General features: G+C 62.3%; 20 protein-coding genes. 15 read left to right on the top strand and 5 right to left on the bottom strand.

The window, feature by feature from the left end:
- Positions 1 to 25: 25 nt before the first annotated feature.
- From HMPREF1484_RS10370 to HMPREF1484_RS10360, 3 genes are read left to right on the top strand one after another with little or no spacing between them, the layout of a single operon-like run.
- The gene (locus HMPREF1484_RS10370) at positions 26 to 2,032 is read left to right on the top strand and encodes a glycosyltransferase (RefSeq protein ID WP_040386599.1); all 2,007 of its coding nucleotides are present in this window, start codon (positions 26 to 28) and stop codon (positions 2,030 to 2,032) included.
- Positions 2,029 to 2,937: an ABC transporter permease gene (locus HMPREF1484_RS10365; RefSeq protein ID WP_016665011.1), complete on the top strand. Its 909-nt coding sequence runs from the start codon at positions 2,029 to 2,031 to the stop codon at positions 2,935 to 2,937. Before HMPREF1484_RS10370 ends, HMPREF1484_RS10365 begins: the two co-directional genes overlap by 4 nt.
- Positions 2,937 to 3,680 carry an ABC transporter ATP-binding protein gene (locus HMPREF1484_RS10360; protein WP_016665010.1) on the top strand — a complete coding sequence of 248 codons (744 nt, stop codon included), beginning with the start codon at positions 2,937 to 2,939 and terminating at the stop codon, positions 3,678 to 3,680. The genes HMPREF1484_RS10365 and HMPREF1484_RS10360 overlap by 1 nt, the downstream gene beginning before the upstream one ends.
- Positions 3,681 to 3,691: 11 nt before the next feature.
- Here HMPREF1484_RS10360 and HMPREF1484_RS10355 read toward each other — a convergent pair whose 3' ends face one another.
- Together HMPREF1484_RS10355 and HMPREF1484_RS10350 are read right to left on the bottom strand one after the other, a co-directional pair.
- Positions 3,692 to 4,324 carry a TIGR03089 family protein gene (locus HMPREF1484_RS10355; RefSeq protein WP_016665009.1) on the bottom strand — a complete coding sequence of 211 codons (633 nt, stop codon included), beginning with the start codon at positions 4,322 to 4,324 and terminating at the stop codon, positions 3,692 to 3,694.
- Positions 4,321 to 5,571, bottom strand: a complete 1,251-nt coding sequence (locus tag HMPREF1484_RS10350) for a hypothetical protein (protein ID WP_016665008.1) — start codon at positions 5,569 to 5,571, stop codon at positions 4,321 to 4,323. Before HMPREF1484_RS10350 ends, HMPREF1484_RS10355 begins: the two co-directional genes overlap by 4 nt.
- Positions 5,572 to 5,832: 261 nt before the next feature.
- On the opposite strand from HMPREF1484_RS10350, the gene HMPREF1484_RS10345 reads away from it, so the two are divergent.
- From HMPREF1484_RS10345 to HMPREF1484_RS10335, 3 genes are read left to right on the top strand one after another with little or no spacing between them, the layout of a single operon-like run.
- A complete protein-coding gene (locus HMPREF1484_RS10345; RefSeq protein WP_016665007.1) occupies positions 5,833 to 6,135 on the top strand; it encodes a WhiB family transcriptional regulator in 303 nt (100 codons plus the stop codon).
- A 30-nt stretch (positions 6,136 to 6,165) separates the two neighbouring features.
- Positions 6,166 to 9,735: a hypothetical protein gene (locus HMPREF1484_RS10340; protein ID WP_016665006.1), complete on the top strand. Its 3,570-nt coding sequence runs from the start codon at positions 6,166 to 6,168 to the stop codon at positions 9,733 to 9,735.
- The gene (locus HMPREF1484_RS10335) at positions 9,732 to 11,366 is read left to right on the top strand and encodes a DUF5719 family protein (protein ID WP_016665005.1); all 1,635 of its coding nucleotides are present in this window, start codon (positions 9,732 to 9,734) and stop codon (positions 11,364 to 11,366) included. The genes HMPREF1484_RS10340 and HMPREF1484_RS10335 overlap by 4 nt, the downstream gene beginning before the upstream one ends.
- A 27-nt stretch (positions 11,367 to 11,393) precedes the next feature.
- On the opposite strand, the gene HMPREF1484_RS10330 is transcribed toward HMPREF1484_RS10335, so the two are convergent.
- Positions 11,394 to 11,807 (bottom strand): metallopeptidase family protein, encoded by a 414-nt coding sequence (locus HMPREF1484_RS10330; RefSeq protein ID WP_016665004.1) that lies wholly within the window; start codon positions 11,805 to 11,807, stop codon positions 11,394 to 11,396.
- Between the two features lie 58 nt (positions 11,808 to 11,865).
- On the opposite strand from HMPREF1484_RS10330, the gene HMPREF1484_RS10325 reads away from it, so the two are divergent.
- From HMPREF1484_RS10325 to secA, 8 genes are all read left to right on the top strand, one after another.
- Positions 11,866 to 12,243, top strand: a complete 378-nt coding sequence (locus HMPREF1484_RS10325; protein ID WP_034373948.1) for a DUF3499 domain-containing protein — start codon at positions 11,866 to 11,868, stop codon at positions 12,241 to 12,243.
- Positions 12,233 to 13,903 carry a hypothetical protein gene (locus HMPREF1484_RS10320; protein WP_016665002.1) on the top strand — a complete coding sequence of 557 codons (1,671 nt, stop codon included), beginning with the start codon at positions 12,233 to 12,235 and terminating at the stop codon, positions 13,901 to 13,903. Before HMPREF1484_RS10325 ends, HMPREF1484_RS10320 begins: the two co-directional genes overlap by 11 nt.
- A gap of 39 nt (positions 13,904 to 13,942) precedes the next feature.
- Positions 13,943 to 14,623, top strand: coding sequence for an MtrAB system response regulator MtrA (mtrA, locus tag HMPREF1484_RS10315; RefSeq protein WP_016665001.1), 681 nt, complete (start codon positions 13,943 to 13,945; stop codon positions 14,621 to 14,623).
- A complete protein-coding gene (gene mtrB, locus HMPREF1484_RS10310) occupies positions 14,616 to 16,238 on the top strand; it encodes an MtrAB system histidine kinase MtrB (protein WP_051120667.1) in 1,623 nt (540 codons plus the stop codon). The genes mtrA and mtrB overlap by 8 nt, the downstream gene beginning before the upstream one ends.
- Positions 16,235 to 17,938 (top strand): LpqB family beta-propeller domain-containing protein, encoded by a 1,704-nt coding sequence (locus HMPREF1484_RS10305; protein WP_016664999.1) that lies wholly within the window; start codon positions 16,235 to 16,237, stop codon positions 17,936 to 17,938. The genes mtrB and HMPREF1484_RS10305 overlap by 4 nt, the downstream gene beginning before the upstream one ends.
- A gap of 110 nt (positions 17,939 to 18,048) precedes the next feature.
- A complete protein-coding gene (locus tag HMPREF1484_RS10300) occupies positions 18,049 to 18,801 on the top strand; it encodes a ComF family protein (protein WP_040386598.1) in 753 nt (250 codons plus the stop codon).
- 152 nt (positions 18,802 to 18,953) lie between these two features.
- Positions 18,954 to 19,598 carry a ribosome hibernation-promoting factor, HPF/YfiA family gene (gene hpf, locus HMPREF1484_RS10295; protein WP_016664997.1) on the top strand — a complete coding sequence of 215 codons (645 nt, stop codon included), beginning with the start codon at positions 18,954 to 18,956 and terminating at the stop codon, positions 19,596 to 19,598.
- A gap of 206 nt (positions 19,599 to 19,804) precedes the next feature.
- Positions 19,805 to 22,594 (top strand): preprotein translocase subunit SecA, encoded by a 2,790-nt coding sequence (gene secA / locus HMPREF1484_RS10290; protein WP_016664996.1) that lies wholly within the window; start codon positions 19,805 to 19,807, stop codon positions 22,592 to 22,594.
- A gap of 33 nt (positions 22,595 to 22,627) precedes the next feature.
- Here the strand turns inward: secA and HMPREF1484_RS10285 are convergent, their stop codons facing one another.
- Together HMPREF1484_RS10285 and HMPREF1484_RS10280 are read right to left on the bottom strand one after the other, a co-directional pair.
- Positions 22,628 to 23,017, bottom strand: a complete 390-nt coding sequence (locus HMPREF1484_RS10285; RefSeq protein ID WP_016664995.1) for an Rv3235 family protein — start codon at positions 23,015 to 23,017, stop codon at positions 22,628 to 22,630.
- 33 nt (positions 23,018 to 23,050) lie between these two features.
- Positions 23,051 to 23,995: a LysM domain-containing protein gene (locus HMPREF1484_RS10280; RefSeq protein ID WP_016664994.1), complete on the bottom strand. Its 945-nt coding sequence runs from the start codon at positions 23,993 to 23,995 to the stop codon at positions 23,051 to 23,053.
- A 203-nt stretch (positions 23,996 to 24,198) separates the two neighbouring features.
- Here HMPREF1484_RS10280 and HMPREF1484_RS11730 point away from each other — a divergent pair, with 203 nt between their 5' ends.
- Positions 24,199 to 24,738 carry a hypothetical protein gene (locus tag HMPREF1484_RS11730; RefSeq protein WP_040386597.1) on the top strand — a complete coding sequence of 180 codons (540 nt, stop codon included), beginning with the start codon at positions 24,199 to 24,201 and terminating at the stop codon, positions 24,736 to 24,738.
- Positions 24,739 to 24,740 lie beyond the last annotated feature (2 nt).

Genomic DNA, 24,740 nt, shown 5'->3' with positions numbered 1-24,740 from the left:
GACTCCGATGAGTGAAAAGAGCACCATGACTGACACGTTTACCCTGCCCGAAGGGCATCGCGAACTCCACAGGCTTGTCTTGCCGTTCGGCGCGAGCCCCGAAACGATGCCGCTGTACGTTGAGTCTTCGGCACACGTTTCCCCCGTTGACGTCGCCGAGGGGGCCTCAACTGAGATCATGGAGGCTGTCGCGGGGGTAAGGCGCCCCGCGACAAGTGATGTTGAGGAAGGGACGTATACGCGCTCCGGGATCACAGTTCCCGCAGGGCAGACCCGTTCCTTTGGAACCTACTTCAACGCCTTCCCGGCATCGTATTGGCGGCGCTGGACTCGAGTGCGTGATGTGACGCTGACCGTCGCGACAAAGGGCGAAGGCAGGATTGTTGTGCACCGCTCGAGCGCGAATGGCCGTTCGCGGACTGTGGTAACCGAAACGGTGGCGGGCGAAGCTGTCTCGACGTTTACGTTGCCCGTCACTGCTTTCGGAGATGGCGGCTGGTATTGGTTCGATGTTCACGCTTCGGCGGGAGCTCTGGAGGTTAGCGGCGCGACGTACTCGGCTCCGGAGTCTTTGGCACGCGTGCGCGGATCCTTCTCGATTGCCATGACAACCATGAATAAGGTGCGCTACTGCTTCGAGAACATCCGCACGATAGCGAATTCACCGCGACTGTTCGAGCTCCTTGATGTCATGTACATCATCGATCAGGGAAGCGATCGCCTGCGAGATCACGCTGACGAGCTCGCAGAGCTCGAGGAGGCGATGGGTGACAAGCTTCGCGTCATTGAGCAGGGCAATATTGGCGGCTCGGGCGGGTTCTCGCGCGGAATGTACGAAGCCTGTATCGCCGAAAAGTCCACCTACGTGGTGAACTGTGATGACGATATTTCCATCGAGCCGATTTCACTTGAACGCCTTGTGACGTTCGCGGACTTCGCAACGAAGCCCACGCTTGTAGGCGCCCACATGTTCGATCTGAATAACCGCACGTCCATGCTGGCATTCGGTGAAAGCATTGATCGGTGGCGCTTCCACTACGGACTTGCCTTCAGCGATTCAAAGTACAATCACGACCTTGCCGTGCACCCCCTTCGCGCAACTAGTTGGATGCACCGCCGCGTTGATGTGGATTACAACGGCTGGTGGATGTGTCTCATCCCCACCGAAGTGGTACGGGAGATCGGCCTTTCCCTTCCTGTGTTTATCAAGTGGGATGATGCCGAGTACGGTCTGCGAGCGGGAAATGCAGGATTTCCGACTGTCACGTTGCCGGGTGCCGGCGTGTGGCACATGTCCTGGAGCGAAAAGGACGACCTTGTGGGGTGGCAGGCGTTCTTCCACGAGCGCAACCGGCTCATCACCGCCCTGTTGCATTCACCGTATGAGCGCGGCGGCAGGCTCGTGAAGGAATCGCACTTCATGGACATCAAGCATGTGATTTCCATGCAGTACTACACGCAAACGGGCCGCCTTATGGCCCAGCGCGATGTCCTTGCAGGCCCCGAGCATCTTCACGAGACAATCGGGACGACGCTTCCCGAGATTCGCGCACTGGCCGCACAGTTCGACGACGCCGTGCAGAAGAAAGACGTCGACGACTACCCTGACGTGCGTACGAATAAACCGCCGCGCAAAGGGCGGGGCTTTAGCCAGCCTCGTCGACTCCTCATGCCGGCGTGGACGATCAAGCAGCTCGCGAAGCAGGCTTTCACGAAGCCGAGCGAGCTCTCGCTCGAACATCCGCAGGATGCAATTGCGCACCAAGATGCGCGCTGGTGGCGCCTGTCGCACTACGACAGCGCTCTTGTGTCCAACGCCGAGGGCACACAGATCGCCTGGTACAAGCGAGATCCGAAGCAAGCGCGCGAACTGCTCACCGAAGCCGTGCGCACGCACGCTGAACTCTTTGCGAAGTGGAGCACCTTGCGCGAGCAGTACCGCGCTGCAGCGTCACAACTCACGTCGTTTGAGGCGTGGGAGCGCACATTTGCGGCGAATCCCGCCCCAAAGCGTGAGGGCCGAAACGCGTGAGTATCTCCTCCATCACACGCGAGGAAAAGGCTCAGGGTTGGCGAGTACCGGGAAGCGACAAGGGATGGCTTAATCCTCTCTACGAGCGTTTCCTGCTGAGCCTTCTCGTGAAGAAGGAACTTCGGGTGCGCTACCGAGGCAGCGTGCTGGGCATGGCGTGGAGCTACGCGAAGCCCGCGGTGCAGTTCGCGGTGTTCTATCTGGCGCTCGGAGTCTTTCTTCAGCTGAACCGCTCGCTTCCGGCATACGCGGCGTATCTTTTCTCCGGCATCATCGTCATCAACCTCTTCAGCGAGGTGTTCGGGAACTGCACGCGTTCGATCGCGTCGAACGCGCCGCTTGTGTCGAAAATTTACCTGCCGTCGGAACTTTTCCCATGGGCGAGCGCACTCGTGGCGCTTGTGCATTTCGTGCCCCAAGTGCTCGTGCTCATGGTGGGGGCGGGTCTTTTCGGCTGGCGCCCTTCCATCGCTGAGGGGTGGTGGTTCCTCATCGGCATGGTGATCCTGCTCGTGTTTACCGTGGGTCTTGGCATGCTCGCGGCGGCGCTCAATGCGGCGTTCCGCGACGTCGAGAACTTCGTGGATCTCATCATTATGGTGGCGACGTGGACATCGCCGGTTCTCTACGCTCTCGTGATGGTCAAGGACGCCCTCGGCACAAGCGCGTGGTGGGTTCTCTACAGCCTCAACCCGATCACGATCGTCGTGGAGTGTTTCCACGGGGCGTTCTGGCGCCCCATGGCGAGTGCGCTCGATTCGACGGGTGAAGCTGCCCCGACGATTGCTGCGGGCGCCGAGGCCACCCAGCTGTGGTGGGCGGGGCTGCTTATCGCGATCGCGGTCTTTGCCTTCGGGACGTTCGTGTTCGAGCGTTCGAAGCGGAAGTTTGCGCAGGAGCTGTGATGTCTGTTTCTGAATCACCACGCGAAATGGTGCGCATCGAGAACGTGTACAAGGAGTTCTCGCTTCGCCATACGAGGGCGCTGAAGGAACTCGTATTCTCGGCGCTCAAGAGGCAAAAGCTGCGCGATACGTTCATGGCGCTCAACGGGGTCGATGTGACGGTTCGATCGGGGGAGACCGTCGGGCTGATCGGGTTCAACGGATCGGGCAAGTCGACGCTCCTGAAGACGATTTCGGGCGTGCTTTTTCCCGATCGCGGGCGTGTGCGCGTGCGCGGTAAGGTCGCGGGACTCATCGAGGTTGGCGCAGGTTTCCACCCGGATCTGTCGGGTCGCGAGAATGTGTATCTCAACGGTGCGATTCTCGGAATGTCGAAGGCCGAGATTGACGCGTGCTTCGATGACATCGTGGCGTTCAGCGAGATCGAACAGTTCATCGACACTGACGTGAAGTACTACAGCTCGGGCATGTTTTTGCGCCTCGCGTTTGCCGTCGCGGTGCATACCGATCCCGATATTTTCCTCGTAGATGAGATTCTCGCAGTTGGCGATGAGCCTTTCCAGCGCAAGTGCCTTGCGCGGATTCGCGAGATGCAGGCGCATGGCAAGACCATGGTGATCGTCTCCCACGAGCTCGATATGCTCACCGAACTGTGCACGCGGATAGTGGTGCTGCAGAAGGGGCACGTGATCTTCGACGGCGACCCGGTTGAGGCTGTGGAGACTTTGCGCGCGAGCTCCTGAGCGTCGAACGCTTATTCGAGCCCTTCGGCCGCACGCGTAGCGACGTCGAGGCGTGAAAGTGGCGTCACGACCGTGCGCCTTTCGCACCACGCGGCTATCGCGGCTGCTGCGTCTTCGCGATCGATGTCCTCGAGTCCCACTCGGCGGGCATCGCCCCAGGTGGGCTGCGGCGCTGGCTCGGGTCCCGTGAACGTCGTGAGGGGAACTTCGAGGGCGTCTCCTGCCGCTCGCACGGCTTGGACCCAGTCGAGGGCTAGAGGGGGAGTCTCGCCCGGGAACGCGAGGGACAGCGCACGAGCTTCGAGGACGAGGACATCCTCGGCGCGTTCTGCGAGCGCTGTGTCGGGGCGTGACGTGGCGAGGACGTCGATGTGCTCGGGGAGGTCGTCGGTGCCCGCGATGGAGACGTTCGCACCGAGGTGCCATGCCGCAATCTGGAGAACGCTGCGCTTGAAGTGCGGGGGAAGGTCGAGGACAAGCGTGAAGCCTTCGTCCACGAGAAGCTCGTTCGCGAAGAGGTTGATCGATTTGATGATCCAGTTGGCGAGGACGCGCCCGGAAAGTTCGGTCCGTCCGTCTTCGGCGTAGCTCACGAGTGCGGGGGCGCTCCCGGCGGCGGCCAGTGCTTGAAGAAGTGTGCTCATTTTTGCGCCTGCGCCCACGGGTCGATCCATGTTTCGGTGTCGAGGCCCAGGTAGGCCGCCATTTCTGCGGCGAAGCTCATGGTGCCAAGGGCGATCACTTCGCGTGAGCGGCGCTGGATAGCGGGCAGTGCCTCTGTCAGCGGCATGACTTCCCAATCGTCGGGGTAGTTGTCGAAGAACAGGTGGTCTTCGTGCGTCGTCGCGAGGATCGTGCGGTCTCGGTCGAGGAGGGTGAGGATGCTGCGAATATCTTTGATGTCCGGCATGCACACGAGGGTGTGCGCGTCATCGAAGCATCCCGTGTGTCGAGCGTTCTCGAGGGCGGATTCAACGCCTTCGCGCGAGATGGCGGCATCGAGGAGCCAGCGGGTGCCGTGGGCGTAGACGTGGGAGGAGCGGCCCGGGAGGCGAAGGCTCTGCGCAAGGTGGGCGGCGCGTGAGTGCGGGACGGGGGAGTGGGGGAGTCCGACGGCTGACTCGTGGGTGATTGCGGCCGCGGTGTATCCAGTCGCAACGTTCATGGAGGTAAGTGCGCCGAACCCGAGGTCGCGTGGTTCCGGGACTTCGTGCGGCGTAGCGTTTGGCAGGAGTGCGCGAATGGCGGCGCGGGCTTCGAGACATTGTGTAGTGGGGAATACAACGTTCCGTGTGCGGTCATCCCCTGCCCCGACGAGGTTGCATGCAATCGCGTCGATAGTGTCGCCGATGATCCCTTCGTGTTCGAGAAAAATGGGGGTCACAACCAGGGTGTCGAGCCGGAACTGGGAGATCTCGTCGCTCGCGCCGCCCAGGCCTTCCTCTATGACGAGGATGTCGACGCCGCAATTGAGAAGGTGCGCGGCTCCGGCGAGGGTGAACAGGCCCGTGGGGGCGAGGTAGCCGCCCGTGTCGGCAACGGGTGGCATGGCAGTGAGCGCAGCGGCAACGCGGTCGGCGAGGGAGTCGTAGTCGCGAGGCGAGAGCGGGCGGGCGTTGAGGCGGATGCGCTCGCGGTTAGTGAGGAACGGGGGAGAGGAGATCGTGCCTACCCGGTACCCGAGGGACATGAGGTACTGGGTGGTCGCGGCGACTGCGGAACCTTTGCCTTTGGAGCCTACGACGCCGATGACGGGGATTGTGGGCGATGTGTCGAGGGCGAGTTCGCGCGCAAAAAGTTTGGCGCGCGAGCGCGAGCGGGCGTACGGGCCGTGATACGTCTTCCATTCGCGGAAAAACGGCTCGTCCCCTGGGAGGTGGTGTGCGGGCATGTGCGGTTCCTTTGCAGGTCAGAGAGTCAGGCAGCGGACCCGAAGCTGGTGCGGCGCGCTCGCCGCGCCTTAAAGGAAAGGATCATAACCCTAAAGATTCGATTAAGTGGCTTGACGCGCCTAAGTTACATCGGTGTATTTTAGTGCTAACGCCGAACACGTGCGCTTTCACTGTAGCGTCACTCGTAGCGTCGCTGTAGCGTCGCACCCCTCGCGTCTGCAGTAGTCGTGCCTATAGCCCACACACCCGAAAGGACCCTCATGACCCTCCAGGCATTCGAGGACGATGCTCGCCGCGAGCTGACCTTGGTCGAGTTTTCCTCGCTGCTCCCCGAGGGCGAGGGAGAGGGGTCGTGGCAGGAGCGGGCTCTGTGTGCTCAAACCGACCCCGAGGCGTTTTTCCCTGAGAAGGGTGGTTCGACTCGCGAAGCGAAAAAGGTGTGCGTCTCGTGTGAGGTTCGCGCCGAGTGCCTGGAGTACGCGCTTGCGAACGACGAGCGGTTTGGCATCTGGGGCGGTCTGTCCGAGCGTGAACGCCGCAAGCTAAAGAAGCGTGCGATCTAATCGTTCGTCACGGATTGGTGATCACGCCCTGTGAGTGAACGGGACGTCTCCGCACTCATCCTCGTCTCCGCTACCCACGAGATCGGGGACCTTGCACGCACCCTCGAAATGGTGCGTGCGCAATCTGCCCCGCTTTCCTGCGTCGTTGCAGCCGTGCCAGAGTCTGCGCCGAAGGAGTTGCACAACTTCGCTGAGTCGGTCCTCGACGAGGGACGTATTGATCTGCTGCGGGTCACTCCCGCAGGGGCGAGTCGCCCCGACATTGTCGAGGATCTCGTTGGCTCCCTCGAAGAGGCGAAGCGAGCGCGCGATGCGCGTTCCGAGCACAAGTCTTCGCGCGCTTCAGAAGCGCAGGATGGCGCGAGTTCTCCCGATGCGCCGCGGCTTGAGATCAGTGAAGCTGCGGGAGAGAAGGAAAGCGCGCCTCGCAACTTTACTCTGCTCAACCCCGCTTTCGGCGGGGCAGTCCGCCACGAGGATGAGGGCGCGACGCTCGATGAGGAACCGTCGGAACCCACACGCCACGATGAGACTTCCCAGTCCACAGTCCATTCGACACGTGACCTCGAATGGGAAAAGCGCGTGTATCTCACGAGCGGTGCTCGGGGTCGCCGCGCGAAGGACATCGATCTCGACCGCGAAGAGCGGCGCGAGGAGAAAACAGCGACGCACACCGCCCTCGTCCCGGAAAGGCTCAGGGACGATACGAGCGAACTGTATGGAACGAGCGGGACCGGGCGCCGGCGTAAGCGTAGTCGTGGAGCCGAGTCATGGTTGTGGATTCTTGACGCAGCTGCGGCCCCGAACCTGACGTGCCTCGAGGAACTTGAGCGTGCTCTCGACGCCGACCCGACAGTGGGCCTCGCGGGTACGAAACACCTTGCGCTCGAGGACGTTGAGCGCCCCGCGTCGCGACTTGTGGATCTCGGTCTTTCGCTCACGCATTCGCACAGAATTCTCACGAGTGTCGACCCAGGCGAGATCGACCAGGGCCAAACGGACTGGCGAAGCGAGGTCTTGGCAGTTACGTCTCCCGGAATGCTCGTGCGTGCGCGCACTTTCGACAAGCTCCACGGATTAGACCCCGCGCTCACGGCGCCGTGGGATGACATTGATTTTTCTCAGCGAGTATGGCGCGCTGGCGAACGCGTCAGGGTGGTTCCTCAGGCCTCGACGCGTATCCCGCATGACGACCTCACGAGACCGAGGGATTTCCGATACCGCTCCTCTCAGGTGCTTTCGCTCCTCAAGTTCCGCTCGCTCCTGCTTGCGTTCGCGACCCTCCTCGCCCTGCCTTTCGTCACGCTCGGGCGCATGGCGCGAGCGATCACGCGGCACGACGCTCGCGCGGTGGGGCACGAGTTCCTTGCATGCCTGAGAGTTTTTGCGAAGGCTCCCGGCGTCATGAGGCGATCTCGTCGAGCCGCCGGACGCGCTCGCTTGTCGCGCAAGCGCTTGAGCGCGCTGTATATGCCCCGCAAAGTGGCCATGCGCGAGCAACTCGATGCGTGGTGGACCTCTCTGTTCGCCGACGACGATCGAACGCGCATGATCCGCCGCACGAGCTGGGGGATCGCAGGCACGCGTCACGGCCTCGATGATGCCGATTACGGCCGACACACAACCTGGACCATCATTGTTGTGCTCGCGTCTATCGTCGGTGGACTCTTCGCGATTCGGCCGTTGATCGGGGAAGGCACGCTGAGGGGCCCCCACTATCACCCGCTTTCTGCGAACGCGCGAGACAACTGGGACATCGTGACGTCGGCGTGGCTACCCGGAGGGCTCGGGGCTGAAGGGCCGACAGACCTCCTCGCACGTGTCGCAGCCCTCATCCCCGTGAACGGCGCGAGCGTGACCGCGTTTATCCTCGTTGCGGGAATCGCCCTGAGCGCCATTGCCGCGTGGTGGGCGAGCGGCACGATCTCGCGGAGCATCATCGTGCGGATGATTGCCACCACCATGTGGGTGCTCTCTCCCGCTTTCGTCTTTGCCGTGCTCGAGGGGCGCTGGCCGCTCATGCTTCTCGGCATCGCTGTTCCCCTTGCCGCGTTCTTCTTCGCGAAAGCCGTGGGGCTTCCTCACAAGGTGTCTCAGGCAAGCATCCCAGCGGCTGCGGGGGCCGGTTTCATGATTGCCGTGATTTCTCTCGTGCAGCCTGCCCTCGCCCTTCTCTTCATTCTCGGAACCGCGGCTGTTGCCCCGTTCGTTCCTGGTCGCAGGGGGCGACTGTGGTGGTGCGGCTTGCCCGCGCTCTTCCTGCATCTCGGCGAGCTTCCGACCTACGCCACTCGGCCCGAGACACTCCTTGTGAACGCGGGCATGCCCGGCGTGTTCGAGATGCCTGATGCGCTAAGACTCCTTTCCCTTGTGCCTTCCGCAGGCGATCCGGTCGCACGAATGTTGGGGGTCTCGTCGAGCTGGTGGACCTTCGCGATCCTGGCAGCCCCTGCACTGATAGCCATCGTTGCGGCACTTGCCTCTGGATTCCTCGGGCACACCGCCGGTCTCGTCGGTCGAGTCAGCGTTCTCGCGCTCGCGGGGGCCGTGAGTCTCGCGTGGATCTCGCAACGCACCGTCGTAGGCTTCGAGGGCTCGACGCCCTACACCGCGTACCCGGGGCCAGCGCTCATGGTCGCTAGTGGAGCGGCAATCGTCGGCCTGATTTGCCTGGCCGACGCCATTGTGAGGCGCGCCCACGAGTCGAGCCGACGGAGCCAAAGGATAACCTCCTTTGTGCTGCAAGGAGCGTGCCTAACGACAGTATTGGCGTGCGTTGGTGTGTGGGCTGTTCAGGGCAGCGGTGCGCTCGAAGTCGAACGCACGACGGTGCGGGAGATCCCCGCCGTGGCCGCGGATTCGGCGACAGGTGCCAACCGCACCCGCACACTGGTCCTCCACGAGGACACCCGCGGCGAAGTGCACGCGCACCTCGTCAGCGGCGCGCAGCCGAGCATCGACGACTCCTCCGCCGCGGTGGAGACCGCGCGTGCGCGCGCGGCTGAGCGTGGCAATATTTCCGACCAGGCCGATCGCGCACTTGCACAAGCTGTCGCGAGTGCCCTTGGTTCGGCGGCCGCGACGGACGGCAGCGCGAGCCTCGCCGACTTCGCGATCGGCTACATCGTGGTGACGGGTGAGCCCGATGCGCAAACGAGACTGTACGAGACCCTCGCAGCAGCCCCGCAGCTAGAGTTTGTGACTGCAAGCGATGCCGGCGGTTTGTGGCGAGTGACAGGCACGAATGCTCGGGCGCGTCTGATTGATGCATCCGGGGCCGATGCTGAGGCTACTACCCTCGAATCGGAGCGAACAGCGGTATCGGGAACGATCGATGCCGCGCAATCGGAACGCACGCTCGCGCTTGCTGTGCGCGAAGATGAGCATTGGGCGGCGACACTCGACGGCAAGCCGCTCAGCCCCACGACGATCGACACGTGGATGCAGGGCTTTACCGTGCCTGCGGACGCGAAAGGTCGCCTGGAGGTGCGGTACCGAAACGACGTGCAGATGGTCGCTGGTGTTGTCGCCGTCGTCGGGCTCATCGTGTGCGCTCTCGTCGCGGTCCCGAGGCGGATTCGAAGCGAGGAGAAGCGATGACCGATACGCATAAGCAGCCCCGAGCATTCCTCGCTGCCTTCGCGGTTCTCGCCATCGTTGTGCTCGTGGGAAGCGTTGTTGCGCTCGTTCCCGAAAAAACCTTGACGAAGGCGAGTCTCCCAAGCGCGGCTGCGACGTCGACGCGTGCCGCGCGTGTATGCCAGGGGCCAATCGTCGCTCGACCGGAGGGAACACAGACGTCAGACGCGGACTTCGCCGGTGGCGCTCCTTCCCCGCAGGTGTCGATGAACGCGGTCGCAGTCGATCCCTCGTCGAATGCTCTGTACGGAGGGACGCAGTCCTCGCAAACGAATCTCGACCCTGCCTCTTCCGACATGAACGGCAAGGACGCCTCGCCGCGCCTTTCTCGAGTCGATGCGGAAGGACGGGCAGCCGACGTCGATGCCGAGTCGAGCGCTCTCCTGAACTCGGTATACGGCCTCGACTCCCTAGACGCTTCAACCATCCTCACCGCGAGCACCGCAGATGAGACCGCGCCGGTTCTTGATGCGAGCCAAGCCCATGTGACCGGAAGCGGAGATTACCGAGGTTTCGCACTCGCGCGGTGCGCCCAAGCGACGACCTCCGCCTCCTTCGCTGGTCTCACCACGCGAGCGGGCACGTTCGACACTCTGGTGGTGTCCAATCCAGGAACGCGTGCTTCCCGTGCGCGTGTGACCGTGTACTCGGAAAACGGAGTGGAACCGGCAACCCAGGGTTCCGACATCGTCGTAGGCCCGGGAGAAACTGCTCGTGTTCCGGTCTCGACCCTCGTTGACGAGCGCGAAACGGTAGCCCTCGATGTCGAGGTGCGAGGCACCGCACTCGCCATGAGCGCGGAGCTCGTGAGGCGCGAGGGACTCGTGCCTCAGGGGACTGAAAACGTCCAGGCGAGCGAGCCGAGCAGCTCCCTTACGTGGCCGGGAGTGGTGCTCCGTGAGGGAGGGAACGCCCATCTTGCGCTCGCACGCACCGCCCGAGGCGGCGAACCCGGGGATGCGGCCCAGGTCCGCTCTGAGGAGGCGTTCGCGACGGCCCGGGCGTTCAATGCGCAGGGCAAGCTCGTGAAAGAGTGGGATGTCAAAGACCCGGGTCAGGGTACAACCGTAGAGATTCCGCTCGACGGCCTCAATGCTGGAACTTACACAATCTCCTTGAGTGCGCGAAGCGCCGTCGCAGGGTCGTTGCGCTCGTCGATTGCAAGCGGTGCACGGCAAGGCGACACGGTTGGTCTTCCGCAAGACTTTGCCGAGTACGCCCCCTCGGAAGCGATCGATTCCGCTTCGGTTCTCGCACTCGGGCATGGAGCTGAAGGCGGAAGCCTCACGCTCAACTCAGAGCACGGGGCGCACGTGAGTGTCGCACCAATCAGACGCGACGGGACGATAGGCGCGAGCACTTCCGTCGATATCAAGGCTGGGCACTCCGTAACCGTGAACCCCGATCAACTGGGAAAGGACCCAGCCTCGATCGCCGGTCTCCTCGTGGTGTCTCAGGACGGAGGGGCTTATAGGGGAGCCTGGTCGCAAACGGCCGCTGCGGACGATGGCGGCACACTCGTCACGACCCTTCCCCTCGCCGCAAACGCTGCCCGGGCAACCGGGATGACTGTCAACCTCGAGCCTAGGTAAGCACGAGCGCCACAAGCGCGGGGCGTCTCACGCGGCCCACGGGTCGATTTCGTCGACTCGCTTCCCGAGGGCAACCGCAACGTTCTCCAGTACAACGACATAGATGAGCTCGGCGAGTTCCTCGCGGTTGCCAGCGCGGGATTCGATCGCACGCCGATACAGGACGATCCGTGGACGCGTGCGGCGGTCGCCCGGGAAATAGCGGCCGAGTGGAGGAGCGTGAAGGGCGGAAGTATCGAGCGGAACCTCTTCGATGAGGACTTGCAAGTACTCGAGTTTTGCGTACCTCTCGTAGAGCGGCCCCATCGCCTCGGCAACGAGTGCATCGAAGCGGTCGCTCGGCGTGGCAAAACCCGGAAGATGCGAGGGAATGAGATCGCCGCGGAACCCGCGCCCATGCCGATCTCGGCGACGCAGCCGGGCGTTTCGTGTGAAAGCCATGCCATAAGCCTACGCGTGGCGGCCGCGTCGAGTGGTTCACGAGCCATCGGGCCGTAAGATGGACGTCGTGTCTGCCCGTTCATGCTCCAAATCCTCATGTTCCCAACCTGCCGTTGCGACGCTCACTTTCGTGTACGCGGACTCGACCGCAGTCATTGGCCCGCTCTCGCGCGAAAGCGAACCGCACACCTACGACCTGTGCGCGAGCCACGCCGCTTCGTTCACGGCGCCCAGGGGTTGGACAGTCGTGACGGCTCCGGCGCCGCTTGAGCCCGAAGATGATGTGCTCGCACTTGCGCGCGCCCTCGCTGACGAACCAGAAGCCAAGCCGAGCTATGAAGACGTAGGCCACAGGGCAGGCACACAGGCGTCGGACCCCCGGCCCCAAGGGCGAAGGCGGCTCACCCTCGTGAAGGATGAGAGCGATGAGCGCTGAGGGCGAGCGAGATCATGCAGCGGCTCTCGAAGCGATAGTCGGCAGCTACGACATTCGCGGCGTTGCCTACGAAACTCTGACGCCAGAAATTGCAGGTGCGCTGGGGGCGGCCTTTGCCGACTTTCTCGATGCCGGCGACATCATCGTCGCGCACGACATGCGAATCTCGAGCCCTGACCTCGCCGAGGCATTCGCGCGCGGAGCGGTGAGGCGCGGCTCAACGGTCGCGTTCGCGGGCCTGAGCTCGACGGATCAGCTCTATTGCGCGAGCGGACTCTTCGCCGCGGCGGGCGCGCAGGTGACGGCATCGCACAATCCGGCGCGCGACAACGGCATCAAAATGTGTCGTGCGTATGCGAAGCCCGTGGGGAGGGCAAATGGCCTGTTGGAGGTGCGCGACGGTGCGCACGCATACCTGGATAGAGGTTCCATTCCTGTTCGCGAGGGCGGTCGCATTGAGCGCCTCGATATGCTCGACGACTACATCGACACCATGCTGCGGCTTGCGCCGCTTGAGGGCACGCGACAACTGAGGGTTGTGGTCGATGCGGCTAACGCGATGGCAGGGCACACGGTCCCCGCGCTTGCGAAGCGCCTTCCCACCGTGGAGATTATTCCGCTCTTCTTCGAACTCGACGGAACGTTCCCACATCACGAGGCAAACCCTCTCGACCCCGCGAACCTGAGGGACCTGCAAAACGCGGTGCGCGAGAACGGGGCAGATCTTGGCCTTGCGTTCGATGGCGATGCCGATCGCTGCATCGTCGTGGATGAGCGAGGTGAGATCGTTCCCCCGTCGGCGGTGACCGCAATGATCGCGGAGGCCGAGATTGCGCGTTCAATGCTCGACGGTCGCTCGCGTCCGGTCGTGATCGGCAATGCCGTGTCGAGTCGAGCGGTCCGGGAGGTAGTGGAGGCCTCAGGCGGCGAGTTCGTCCGCACGAAGGTAGGCCACTCGATCATCAAACAAGAAATGGCGGATCGCGACGCGGTTTTTGGAGGCGAGCACTCCGCCCACTACTACTTCAGGGAGTTTTTCTTCGCTGATTCAGGGATGCTCGCGGCGCTTCATGTGCTCGGTGCACTGGAGCGAAGTGGTGCACAATCCTTGAGCTCGCTCTTGGAGCGCTACTCGCCTTATGCGGCAAGCGGTGAAATAAACTCTCGAGTCGACGAACCGGTGAACGAGATCCTCGAACGCGTTGCGCGAGTTTTTGTCGAGCGCGGTGCGCGACGCGACGACCTCGACGGTGTGACGCTCACCCACTGGGATGAAGCGGCTGATCCACGTGAGCAGTGGTGGCTTTCGGTTCGGCCATCGGGGACCGAGCCGCTCGTGCGGCTTAACGTCGAAGCTGCTGAGGAGGCGACCATGCAGCACCTGCGAGATTTCGCGCTCGCGCTCGTGCGCGGTGAGGCGGAGGTACTCGGCGAGGTTGCCCCGCACGGCGAAGGCGAAAAGGAGAGCAACATGTCGCCAGATGAACGGAACCTAGAGGGGATGGACTGGGTTGGCAGCCTCGTGCGCTGCCCCGAGTGCCACGCGAGTCTTGACCTCGGAAAAGGACTGATCGTCTGCGAGTCGTGTGGGTGCCGCTACGAGCGAGAGTGCGGTATTCCCATGCTCCTGTCGCGAGACGTTTCAAGCATTCGCGACTAACAAATTTCCACTGTTACTGGTTTCTGGCAGGATAACGGCATGAGCACACCCCCTAGGATCCTTGCGATTGACGATGACGCGGCCATCGCCGAGATGGTCTCGATTCTGCTCGAAGGGCGAGGCTACAGCGTTGTTACGGCCCCCAACGGGCGTGAGGGCCTCGCCATTCTCGAGCGTGAAAACATCGATCTCGTTCTCCTCGACCTCATGCTTCCCGTGATGGACGGCATCGAGATCTGTCGGCACATTCGCGAGAGCTCAAACGTTCCGATCATCATGCTCACGGCACGTACCGAGACCGAGAAAGTGGTCGAGGGGCTTGAGGCAGGTGCCGACGACTACCTGACGAAACCCTTTGAGCCCGAAGAACTCGTTGCGCGCATCCGTGCCCGTGTGCGCCGCGCGCCTCATGGCGAGGCTGAGGTTCTTACCCTCGGCGACCTTGAGATCAACGTTGATCGCCATCAGGTCATCAGGAACGGCGAGACGATTCGACTCACCCCGATGGAGTTTGGGTTGCTCTTGCAAATGACGCGTCATCCCTCGCAGGTATTTAGCCGAGAGGAGCTTTTGCGCGAAGTGTGGGGCTATCAGCATTCGAAGGATACGCGGCTCGTGAACGTTCATGTGCAGCGCCTGCGTTCGAAGATCGAAATTGACCCCGACAATCCGCGCTTGATTGTGACGGTTCGCGGCGTGGGCTACCGCGCGGGTGAGTAGTCTTCGCGAGCGCTTCTTCCCCCCGGCTGTAGCGGATGAGTCACAGATCAGTTCGCGAAGCGCGGGGCGTGTCCGCTTTCGCGATTTCTCGACATGGCCGATCGCCGCGCGCGCGGTTTTCGCGACGATGCTCTTGTCGGTCCTCGCGATCCTCGTGGTCGAAACGTTCCTCTCCACGGCGATTTCTGACGCTCTTTACGAGCTCAGACGCGATCGGTCGCTTGAACAGTCCGAGGCGTTGCGTAGCGCGCTCGTGAGCGACCTCGAGCCTCTCGTGGGCACGTCGGTGAACGAGCGCCAGGACGTGATCATTTCGTTTATGGAGGGGGCGACCGTCGGGGATCCGAAGGTCTTTAAAGGACTTGCGGTGATACCGATGGGGAGTACCGCGGGCGAGGCAGTGACGAACAACGGGGCGCTCACGGCGTTTGTGAGCGAAAAGTTCGAGCGCGAGCTCGACGCCGCGAGTGACCAATTCGTGTACCGCAGCATTGAGTACGTCGAACGTGGAGACTCCGGACCCGCGATTCTCGTGGGAGCGACGATCGATGTTCCCGGAGCGGGCCGCTACAGGCTTCTCATGCTGTACTCCGTCAATCAGGAGCAAGAGACGCTCGACCGCGTGAACACAATTCTTGTGATTGGCGGCGCTGTTCTCGTGCTGCTTTTCTTCCTCGTGTCCCTCGCGATCTCGCGGATCGTGACGACACCACTCAAACGCGCCGCGCGGGCCGTCGACCACATTTCGGAAAATGACCTGGATTATCGCCTCGCGATTCAAGGCGGCGATGACCTTGCGCGAATGGGGACGAGCTTTAACAACATGGCGGCTTCGCTCCAATCCACGATTACCGAGCTCGTCGAGCTTTCGGAGCTTGAAAAGCGTTTCGTCTCAGACGTCTCTCACGAACTTCGCACACCATTCACGACGATCAAGATGGCCGCCTCAATGCTCGAGATGGAAAAGGACTCCTTCAGCCCCTCGGGTAAGCGCAGCCTCGAACTGTTGGAGGAACAGGTGACGCGTTTCGAGTCGCTCATTGCGGACCTTCTCGAAATTTCTCGGCACGAGGCCGGAACCGTGGAGCTCGAGGCTAAACCAACATCGCTGGAGGGGCTTGTCGACGATGTCGTTGAGCAACTCGAGCCGATCGCCACCGAGTACGCAGCCGATATCCGCGTACAGCACTTGAGCGTGGATACCGTCGGCGACATGGATTCGAGGCGCATCGAGCGCATCGTGCGAAACCTCCTGACCAACGCGATCGAACACGGTGCAGGTGGTGTGATCGATGTGCGTACGGCTTCGCGGGGTTCGACTCTTGCGCTCACTGTGCAGGATTTTGGCGCAGGCCTTAGCCCGGAAGAAGCGACCCGTGTCTTCGATCGTTTTTGGCGTGCGGCGCCGTCGCGCACGCACACCCTCGGGGGAACGGGGTTGGGCCTCGCCATTGCACACGAGGACGCCGAGGCTCACGGGGGGCTTCTTGAGGCATGGGGCGTCAAGGGGGAGACCGCCGTGTTTCGATTGCTGCTCCCGCGCAGTCCCGGGGCGAAGCTAACCGCCTCGCCGCTCGCGCTCGTGCGGTCGGCGGAGAAGGGAGAAGCCGAATGAACAATCACTTTTCTCTCTCCCGCGATGTGTCGCGGCGTGCCGTGCTCGGCGGGGCAGGAGCCGCTGTGCTTGCGGGGTGCGCCCGCATCCCCAATTCCTCGGACATCCACACGGCGCCGGTGAGGGGAATCGGTCTCGGCGCGCAGGGTAATGCCGCGGTGGCGCCCCCGGATCAGGGGGCGACAAAGATCGACATCGTGCGCGGTTTCCTTGCGGCTCATCTTGGCGTCGACGACGGTAACCGCATTGCTCGCGAATACCTGGCGGGGAATGCGCGCGAGGCATGGAATCCTTCGACGGCGATTGAATTCGCCGAGTCGGAGGGGCTCGTGTTTCAGGAGCGAGAGGGGAACGCGGTCGCGGTCACGGTGCCGGTCGTCTCTAAGGTTTCGGCTACGGGCGCACGCACCACGAATCTCGAGGCTACACGGGAACTGGCGCAATTTCGGCTCACCGAGGTCGATGGCGAATGGAGAATCGCGGAGGCTCCCGATGCGCTCGTTCTGGGGGCGGAGGACTTCGCCCGGTTGTACGAGCCCGTCAACGTGTACTTCGTTGCGAATGCAGGAAACATGCTCGTGGCGGATCCTCGATGGTTTATGCGTCAAACGACGTTCGCCTCCGCGTTCAATCGGCTTGCACTTGGGCCGGCTCCCTACCTCAAGGGGGCCGTGCGTTCCGCACTTCATGAAGGCATCGTGATTGCCTCGAGCGCGCTGTCAAGAAATGAGGCGGGGGATCTCTTGGTGCAGACGCCGGTCTCGGTCCTCGAACTGCCCGAGAGTGAACGGGCGCTCGCACTGGCCCAAATTTCCGAGACGCTTCGGAGTGTCAAGCGCGTGTCGTCGGTCGTCTTCATGAACGGTCGCGAAAAGGTTTCTGTTGCGCCGGAGACCTACCCGATGAAGGCATCGGTGGGACACAGGCTCTACGGATCGGGCGACAGCGGCATCATCTCTCTTGCCAGTGACACGGGAGGGGCATCGCTCGTACCCGCTTTCGCGTCCGAGACCGTGCGCTGTGGACGCGTGAGTTTACGCGGCCGTTACGCAAGTGCCGTGAGCCTTGATCGACGCGAACTTCTCGTTTCAGCGCTGACAACCAAGGCCGAAGTTCGCCGGGAAACATTCGGTGAAGCCCTCTGCAGCCCAAGTATCGACCAGTTTGGATACGCCTGGACGATGCCGGAGGCTGGAGGGCCGGAGCTTCTCGCGGTCCACCCCGATCCTGAGCGCGCCGTGCGAAAGTTTGCTGTGGTGTGGGAGTCGACCGAGGACGTTGCCTTCACGTCGATGTCCACAGACGGGGTGCGTTTCGCTATCGCGCATGGGGTGCCGGGAGCCCTGACCTTGAGCATTATGGGAATTGTGAGGGAGCCCGACGGTACCCCGACGGGTCTTGCGGAACCACTTCAGGTGAGCGTTGCCCTCGACAGTGTTCAGGGCATCGCGTGGTACTCCGAGGAATCGATCCTCCTGTGGGGCGCGTCGGGTGCGAGCGCCATGCCTGTTGCCATCGCGTGGAGCTTGCGCACGGGATTCGAGCAGGTGAGTGAGCTTCGTGAGAACACGACGTCCGTTGCCGGCTCGTCCGAAGCACGGCTGCTGTTTGTCGGCAACGACGACGGGCAGGTCGTCGAGAGAACCGTGGACTCGTGGGCGCACATCGACGCTCGTGGGCGGGATATCGCCCTTTATTAGTGCGGCAGTGCTTGCCCGGTAGCCGTCGGAACGCCCTCCACAGCGACGTTCCATCCTCAGCATGCCGAGGAGATTCATCAGCTGACCGAGAAACACGGTCGAATGGAGCCATGAGACGACGCATCACCTCGGCGCTCGCGCGCACCCTTGCATGGGCACGTCACACTCTCGTGCCGTTTTCGTGTGCGTGCGGAGAACCAGGGCTTCACATGTGTGATGAATGTGCGAGTGCCCTCTCGAGTGGTGCTATCCGCGTGGAAAGCGTATGCGAAGAGGTCTGCGAGGCACGGCCAAGTGCCGACGGCCGCGAGATCGAAGCGCTGCCGATGTTTCCCGTGGTCACTCTCGCCGAGTATGAGGGGCGCGCGAAGAGCCTTGTCCTCGACTACAAAAACGGAGGGCACTTCGCGCTCGCCCGATACTTCGGTCCTCTCCTTGCAGATGCCCTCGCCGAGTTCGCGGAGCGATGCGCCCACAGGCATATCCTCGTCGCGGTACCCTCGCGCAGCGAAGCAGTGCGGCGCAGGGGAGAGGATCACATGCGGCTCCTCGCCGAACACGTGAGCGCACACGCGCGGGTGCGCCTAGCCCCGGCGTTGCGACTCAGTGGACCGAGCCAACACTCGCAAACGAAGCGCGAGAGGGCGGGCGGGCGAGGCCGCGTGATCGGGCCGAGGAGAAGCGACGAATGGGAGGGGCTGCGCGGCGTTTCGGCGGTCATCCTTGATGACGTTGTCACGACAGGCACAACTCTGAAAAAGACAAGCGATGCTCTCGCAGGACTTGGGGTGCACACCTGCGCGGCACTGACGCTCGCGTCTGCGAGGGTTCCGCGCACACACGTTCCCAGTCTACTCGTGTGATCTGCGGTACGTTTTCAGTCAGAAGCCTCATAATTGAGAGACCACAAAGCGGCAGGGACGCCGCGAACCTCGTGAGGAGGAGGTGAACCACCCACCCGTAGAACCGGGCGGATCGTGGCCGCCCACGCACTTCTCAACTCTGGAGGATTTCCATGGATATCAATGTTGTTGGCCGCAAAATGGACGTTTCCGAACGCTTCCAGCGTCACCTTGAGGACAAGCTCAGCAAGGTCCCCCAACTAGCGCCAAGCGCAATGCGAGTGGACGTTGAAGTTTCGTCCGAAAAGAACCCGCGCCGCGCCGACGAAAGCGAACGCGTTGAGCTCACGGTCCATGACGAGGGTCAGATCATCCGCTCCGAAGCACGCTCCGGGGACCTGTACTCTGCACTCGACCTCGCTCTTGACAAGCTTCATGAACGTCTCCGCCGCCTCGCGGACAGGCGAAAGGACCGGCACCGTGGCCGCTCCAAGGGACATGGCGCTGATACCGAGACGCTCCGCAAGATGCAGGCTGACGCGGACCGGATCGAAGAGCTTTTCGCCAAGGCCGAGTCAGGACCACGCGAGGAGAATGATGACAGCGACGCGGAGGCACCCGACGACCCCGCACTTGATTCGCCCATCGTCATTCGCGAAAAGAAGCACAAGGCCACGCCGATGAGTATCTACGACGCCCTCTACCAGATGGAGCTCGTCGGCCACGACTTCTACCTTTTCATTGATGAGGAAACCGCCAACCCGAAAGTGGTGTACCGCCGCAAAGGATGGAACTACGGCGTTATCGAATTGGAATAATTGTGACCCGCCGCGAAAAATCCAGCTAAGTTGCGGTTTTTCCGGTGTGTGATGCCTTACTCCAGGGGGTCCGGGCGCTCAAGTAGCGCGCGGACCCCCTTTGCCACGTAGACTGGCACGGTTCGCGCTGTTATCCGCAAGGAAACCGCGCCGTGAGTGTTCCGCACGCGCGCGTGCATGACGAGATCCTCTAAGGGAGTTTTCCAGTGGCCAAGCTTTTCGACGTCATCCTTCGTGCCGGTGAAGGCCGCGAGCGTAAACGCCTCGCCGACATCGCTCAACGTGTCGATGATATCGAGGAAGGCTTCCTCGAACTCACCGACGATGAACTTCGAGAAGAGACGGAAAAGTTCAAGAAGCGCCTCGCCGACGGCGAAACGCTCGACGACATCCTGATCGAAGCCTTCGCGACTGTTCGCGAAGCCGCACGCCGCACACTCGGCCAGCGCGCCTACCCCGTGCAGCTCATGGGCGGCGCTGCCCTCCACCGCGGCGAGATCGCCGAAATGAAGACCGGTGAAGGCAAGACCCTCGTCGCGACCCTGCCCGCATACCTCAATGCGCTCGCCGGCAAAGGCGTCCATATCGTGACGGTCAACGACTACCTCGCGAAGTACCAGGGTGACATCATGGGCCGCGTATTTCGTATGCTCGGCCTCACAACCGGCGTGATCGTCTCCGGCCAGGATCCCGCGGAGCGCCGCAAGCAGTACGCCGCCGACATCACCTACGGCACGAACAACGAATTCGGGTTCGACTATCTGCGCGACAATATGGCGCACTCGGTCAGCGACAAAGTGCAACGCGGCCACTTCTTCGCCATTGTCGACGAGGTTGACTCAATCCTTATCGATGAGGCCCGCACGCCCCTCATCATTTCCGGCCCGGCCACGGGTGATGTGAACAAGTGGTTCGCTGAGTTCGCGCGCGTCGCAACTAAGCTCAAGCGCGACCGTGACTACGAAGTCGACGAAAAGAAGCGCACCGTCGGCATTCTGGAGCCGGGGATCGACCTCGTCGAAGACCAGCTCGGCATCGACAATCTCTACGAGTCGCTCAATACCCCGCTCATTGGCTTCCTCAACAACGCCATTAAGGCCAAGGAGCTCTTCAAGCGCGACAAGGACTACGTCGTCATGGACGGCGAGGTCATGATCGTCGATGAGCACACGGGCCGCATTCTTTCTGGTCGCCGCTACAACGAAGGCGTCCACCAGGCGATCGAAGCCAAGGAGGGCGTCGCGATCAAAGCCGAGAACCAGACGCTCGCGACGATCACCCTCCAGAACTACTTCAAGCTCTACGACAAGCTCGCGGGCATGACCGGTACCGCCGAAACTGAGGCTGCCGAGTTCATGGGCACCTACAAGCTTGGTGTTGTCCCGATTCCCACGAACCTTCCTCTTCAGCGCATCGATCAGATGGACCAGATCTATCGCACGGAGAAGGCGAAGTACCGCGCGGTCGTCGCCGATATCGAGGAGCGCCATAAGAAAGGCCAGCCGGTTCTCGTTGGCACAGTGAGCGTGGAAAAGTCCGAGTACCTTTCCGCGCTGCTCAAGAAGAAGGGCATCCCTCACAACGTCCTCAATGCTAAGAACAACGAGGGCGAGGCTGCCGTTGTCGCGATGGCGGGCCGCAAGGGAGCCGTCACAGTCGCGACCAACATGGCCGGCCGAGGCACCGACATCATGCTCGGCGGAAACGTCGAGTTCATGGCGCATAAGGAACTCGAGAACCGCGGTCTCAGTGCTGAGGAACAGCCCGAGGAATACGAGGCGGCGTGGGACGACGCGCTCGAGAAAGCCCGCGAACAGGTCGCCAAGGAACACGATGAGGTTGTCGACCTCGGTGGTCTCTACGTTCTTGGCACGGAGCGCCACGAGTCCCGCCGTATCGATAACCAGTTGCGCGGCCGTTCGGGCCGCCAGGGAGACCCCGGCGAGTCCCGCTTCTACCTGTCACTTCAGGACGATCTCGTGCGTCGCTTCTCGCAGGGGCGTGCCGAACAGATTCTTGAGCGCGGAGGCGTTGACGAGGACACGCCGTTGACGGGCAGGATCGTGACAGGGTCGATCCAAGGCGCGCAAAAGCGTATCGAGGCGCAGAATTTCGAGATTCGTAAGAATGTCGTGAAGTACGACGACGTTTTGACGAAGCAGCGTGCCCGCGTGTACGAGGACCGCAACCGCATTCTCGAAGGTGAGGATCTCGAAAACTCCATCACTGGCTACATCGACGACGTCGTGGGAGCGCTCGTGCGTAACGCGACCGCCGGCAAGAGCGCCGAGGACTTCGAACTCGAGGAGCTTTGGGGCTCGCTCAAAGCGCTCTACCCCGCCTCCATCACGGCCGAGGATGTCGTTGAGGAAGTTGGAGGCAAGGAAAACCTCACGGCAAAGCGTCTTGAGCGTGAGATCCGCTCGGACATCGCGATTGCCTATGAAAAGCGTGAAGACGAGCTTGGAGAAGCAGCGATGCGCCAGCTTGAGCGCCGCGTACTCCTTTCGGTGATCGATCGGCGCTGGCGCGAGCACCTCTACGAGATGGACTACCTCAAGGAGGGAATCGGTCTTCGCGCTATGGCCCAGCGAGATCCGGTTGTTGAGTATGCGCGCGAGGGCTTCCTGATGTACAACGACATGGTCGCTGGCATCAAGGAAGACGTCGTGGGGTACCTGTTCAATCTTGATGTCAAGGTGCAGCAAGCACCCAGCAAAGGGCAGGTTCCCGAGAAGGTCGCAAAGCTCGTGCGCGAAGCTGCCGCTCAGGCAAAGGCTGTGCCGGGTGGGGCGAAAGCCGGGTCTGGGACCGCGAACCAAGCCGGCGACTCCGAGGGCATCGAGATCGCGGCGAAAGGCCTTGGCGAAGGGCCGAAGGTTGAGGACTTCTCCTACAGCTCCGCTGAGGGCGAAGCAGCCACCGAGCGGCCGCTCTCGCGTGCCGAGCGTCGCCGCAAGGAGCGCGAGGAGCGTAAACGCACGAAGAACAACTGACCTTCGCCGTCGGTTAAAGCCTGCTGACGTGCGTTAGCCGAGTTCGAGAGTTGTGATTTTCCAGCCGGAACGCTTCTTCTCCCACCTCATGCACACGAACCTGGGGCGAAGGGAGTCTCGCACGACCGAGTTCGCCTCGATCACGCTGTCGCTGACTTGACATATGTGCACACCGCCGACACTCACGCGTGGGGCGACTTTGATGCCAGCAGTGTGCCGGTAGGCGTTGACGCAGGAGACGCGTTTGGCGAAGTTTTCCTGTTCTTGCGGAACGAGAACTTTGCTTAGCGACGTGATGGGGCGATAGCCGTTGAGTACCTCAAGTGCTTGACGCGAGACTGCCTCGACGAGCCTGCGTGCCTTGATGTCGTCGTCGAATGGGGTTTCGATGCGCGGTGACGGGGAATGAGGATTGGTGAGCATGGCGTGAATCTTTCTGCGTGGTGCGGCTAGCGATCAAAGGTTGAAGTTTTGGCCGGGGAAGATTAGATCGACGTCGTCGATTTCGGGATTGAGCGCGGCGATTCTCTCGATTTCGCGAACGATAGCTCCGTTGGTGGGGCGTTCACCGTTGAGGCTGGTGAGATGGCGCTTTGCGATCGTCCATAGCGTGTCGCCCTGCTTCACTGTGTAGGTATCGCTCGAACGTGGCGCCGTTGCGGTGCGAGCGGCGGTAGGAGCCGGAGATGCGTTTTCTTGCTCGATAGCGTTTGGGGCAGCCGCTGGCGCTGGGAGGGCCTGCGAGGCGCCGCTGTACGCCATCGATTGCGAAGGTGTGGGCTCCGCGGTCGTCTCTAGGCTTGGGATGATGCCCGAGTCTGCCTCTCGTGGAGCCCAACCGAGGGTGGTGACGTCGGATAAAGGGATGCCTTCACTATTGCCGATAGCCTCCACGGGGTTGTCTCTTTCCCCCGAATCGGAGGCGTGCGGAGTGGCTGTGGCAGACGGGGGCGTTGGTGCGGCATCGGCGAGAGCCCGTGTGGGGTCGCCAAGGGAGAGGGCTGTTGCCGAGATCCCAAGTGCGACGACCGCGAGGCGCGCGGCTCGCGGAGACCAGAGGCGTAGAGCCTTGAGAGCGAATGTGCGGCGAGAGGAGTGCCTGGGCGCGGTGAGCGCGCACGAGATGAGAATCCAGGTCACGCTTAAGTGCGCGGTGAGCGCGGCGAGCCCTCCGGCGCCTAACGCGAAGACCGAGAGCGCGAATTTTCTGGTGCCTTCGCTCGAGTGAGCGCTATGCAGCGCGAAGGTGAGTGCACCGACAGCGGCGACGCTCGCGATGAGCCACGCGAGCGCCTTGGCGAAGGCGCGAGTTTTTCGAATTGCGACGGGTGCCAATGTGGAGAGCTCGGTGGACTGGAAGCTCTCTGCGCGATGGCTGTGTGCGGTCAACGTCGTGGTCACAGTGTTCCCCCTATGCGTGAGTGCGACTGCTCGCGCGCAGAAACGTCGAAGCTTTGCTGAAGCAGCGGAAAGCCTCTCGGGAGTACTGAGCACGTACGCACCATTTGATGCAGTTTGATGAACTTTGATGTTCATGAAGGATGTTATGTGCTTTTTGGTGGATGTGCAAGAGGTCACTGTGGAGAGTGCGATACCTTGTCGCCATGAGTGCCGATGACCGTCTCGAGGATCTCGATCGCTGGCTCGAGCGAGAGCGCCTTGAACGCATTCGCCAAGACGCGCAGGAGCTCGCCGAAGCAGAGCGTGCGGAGGTGGGACTCCTCGACCGAATCGCGGGGACCGCGGGGCAGGCTGTGACGATAAGTCTTTGCTCAGGTCGGGCATACGAGGGGCGCATGCGACGTGTCGGCCGCGATTGGATCGAGCTCGATGCTCTCCACCCCTCGCGCACAATGATCGTGAACGCGGCGAAAGTCGCGTGGGTGAGTGGCGCTCTTGGTCGGGTGCGACCCGGTGACGAGCGGCGACCGCGGCTAGGGCTGCGCAGTGCTGTGCAAGAAATGGCCGAAACTGGGCGTCGTGCAGTGATCGTGACGGTGGCCGGGGACCTTACCGGGGTGGTGGCGCGAGTTTTCGCAGATCACTGCGAGATCAGGGCGGTCGCAGGGGCCGACGCTTCCAGGCGGACGCAGAGCGTTATTTCCGTGCCGTTTTCCTCGCTCGAAGCTATCTGGGTCGTTTAGTT

It is taken from the genome of Dermabacter sp. HFH0086 (assembly GCF_000413375.1).
Lineage (GTDB): Bacteria > Actinomycetota > Actinomycetes > Actinomycetales > Dermabacteraceae > Dermabacter > Dermabacter hominis.
The sequence above is the reverse complement of the archived record's forward strand: the minus strand, read 5'-3'. Positions and strand labels throughout refer to the sequence as shown.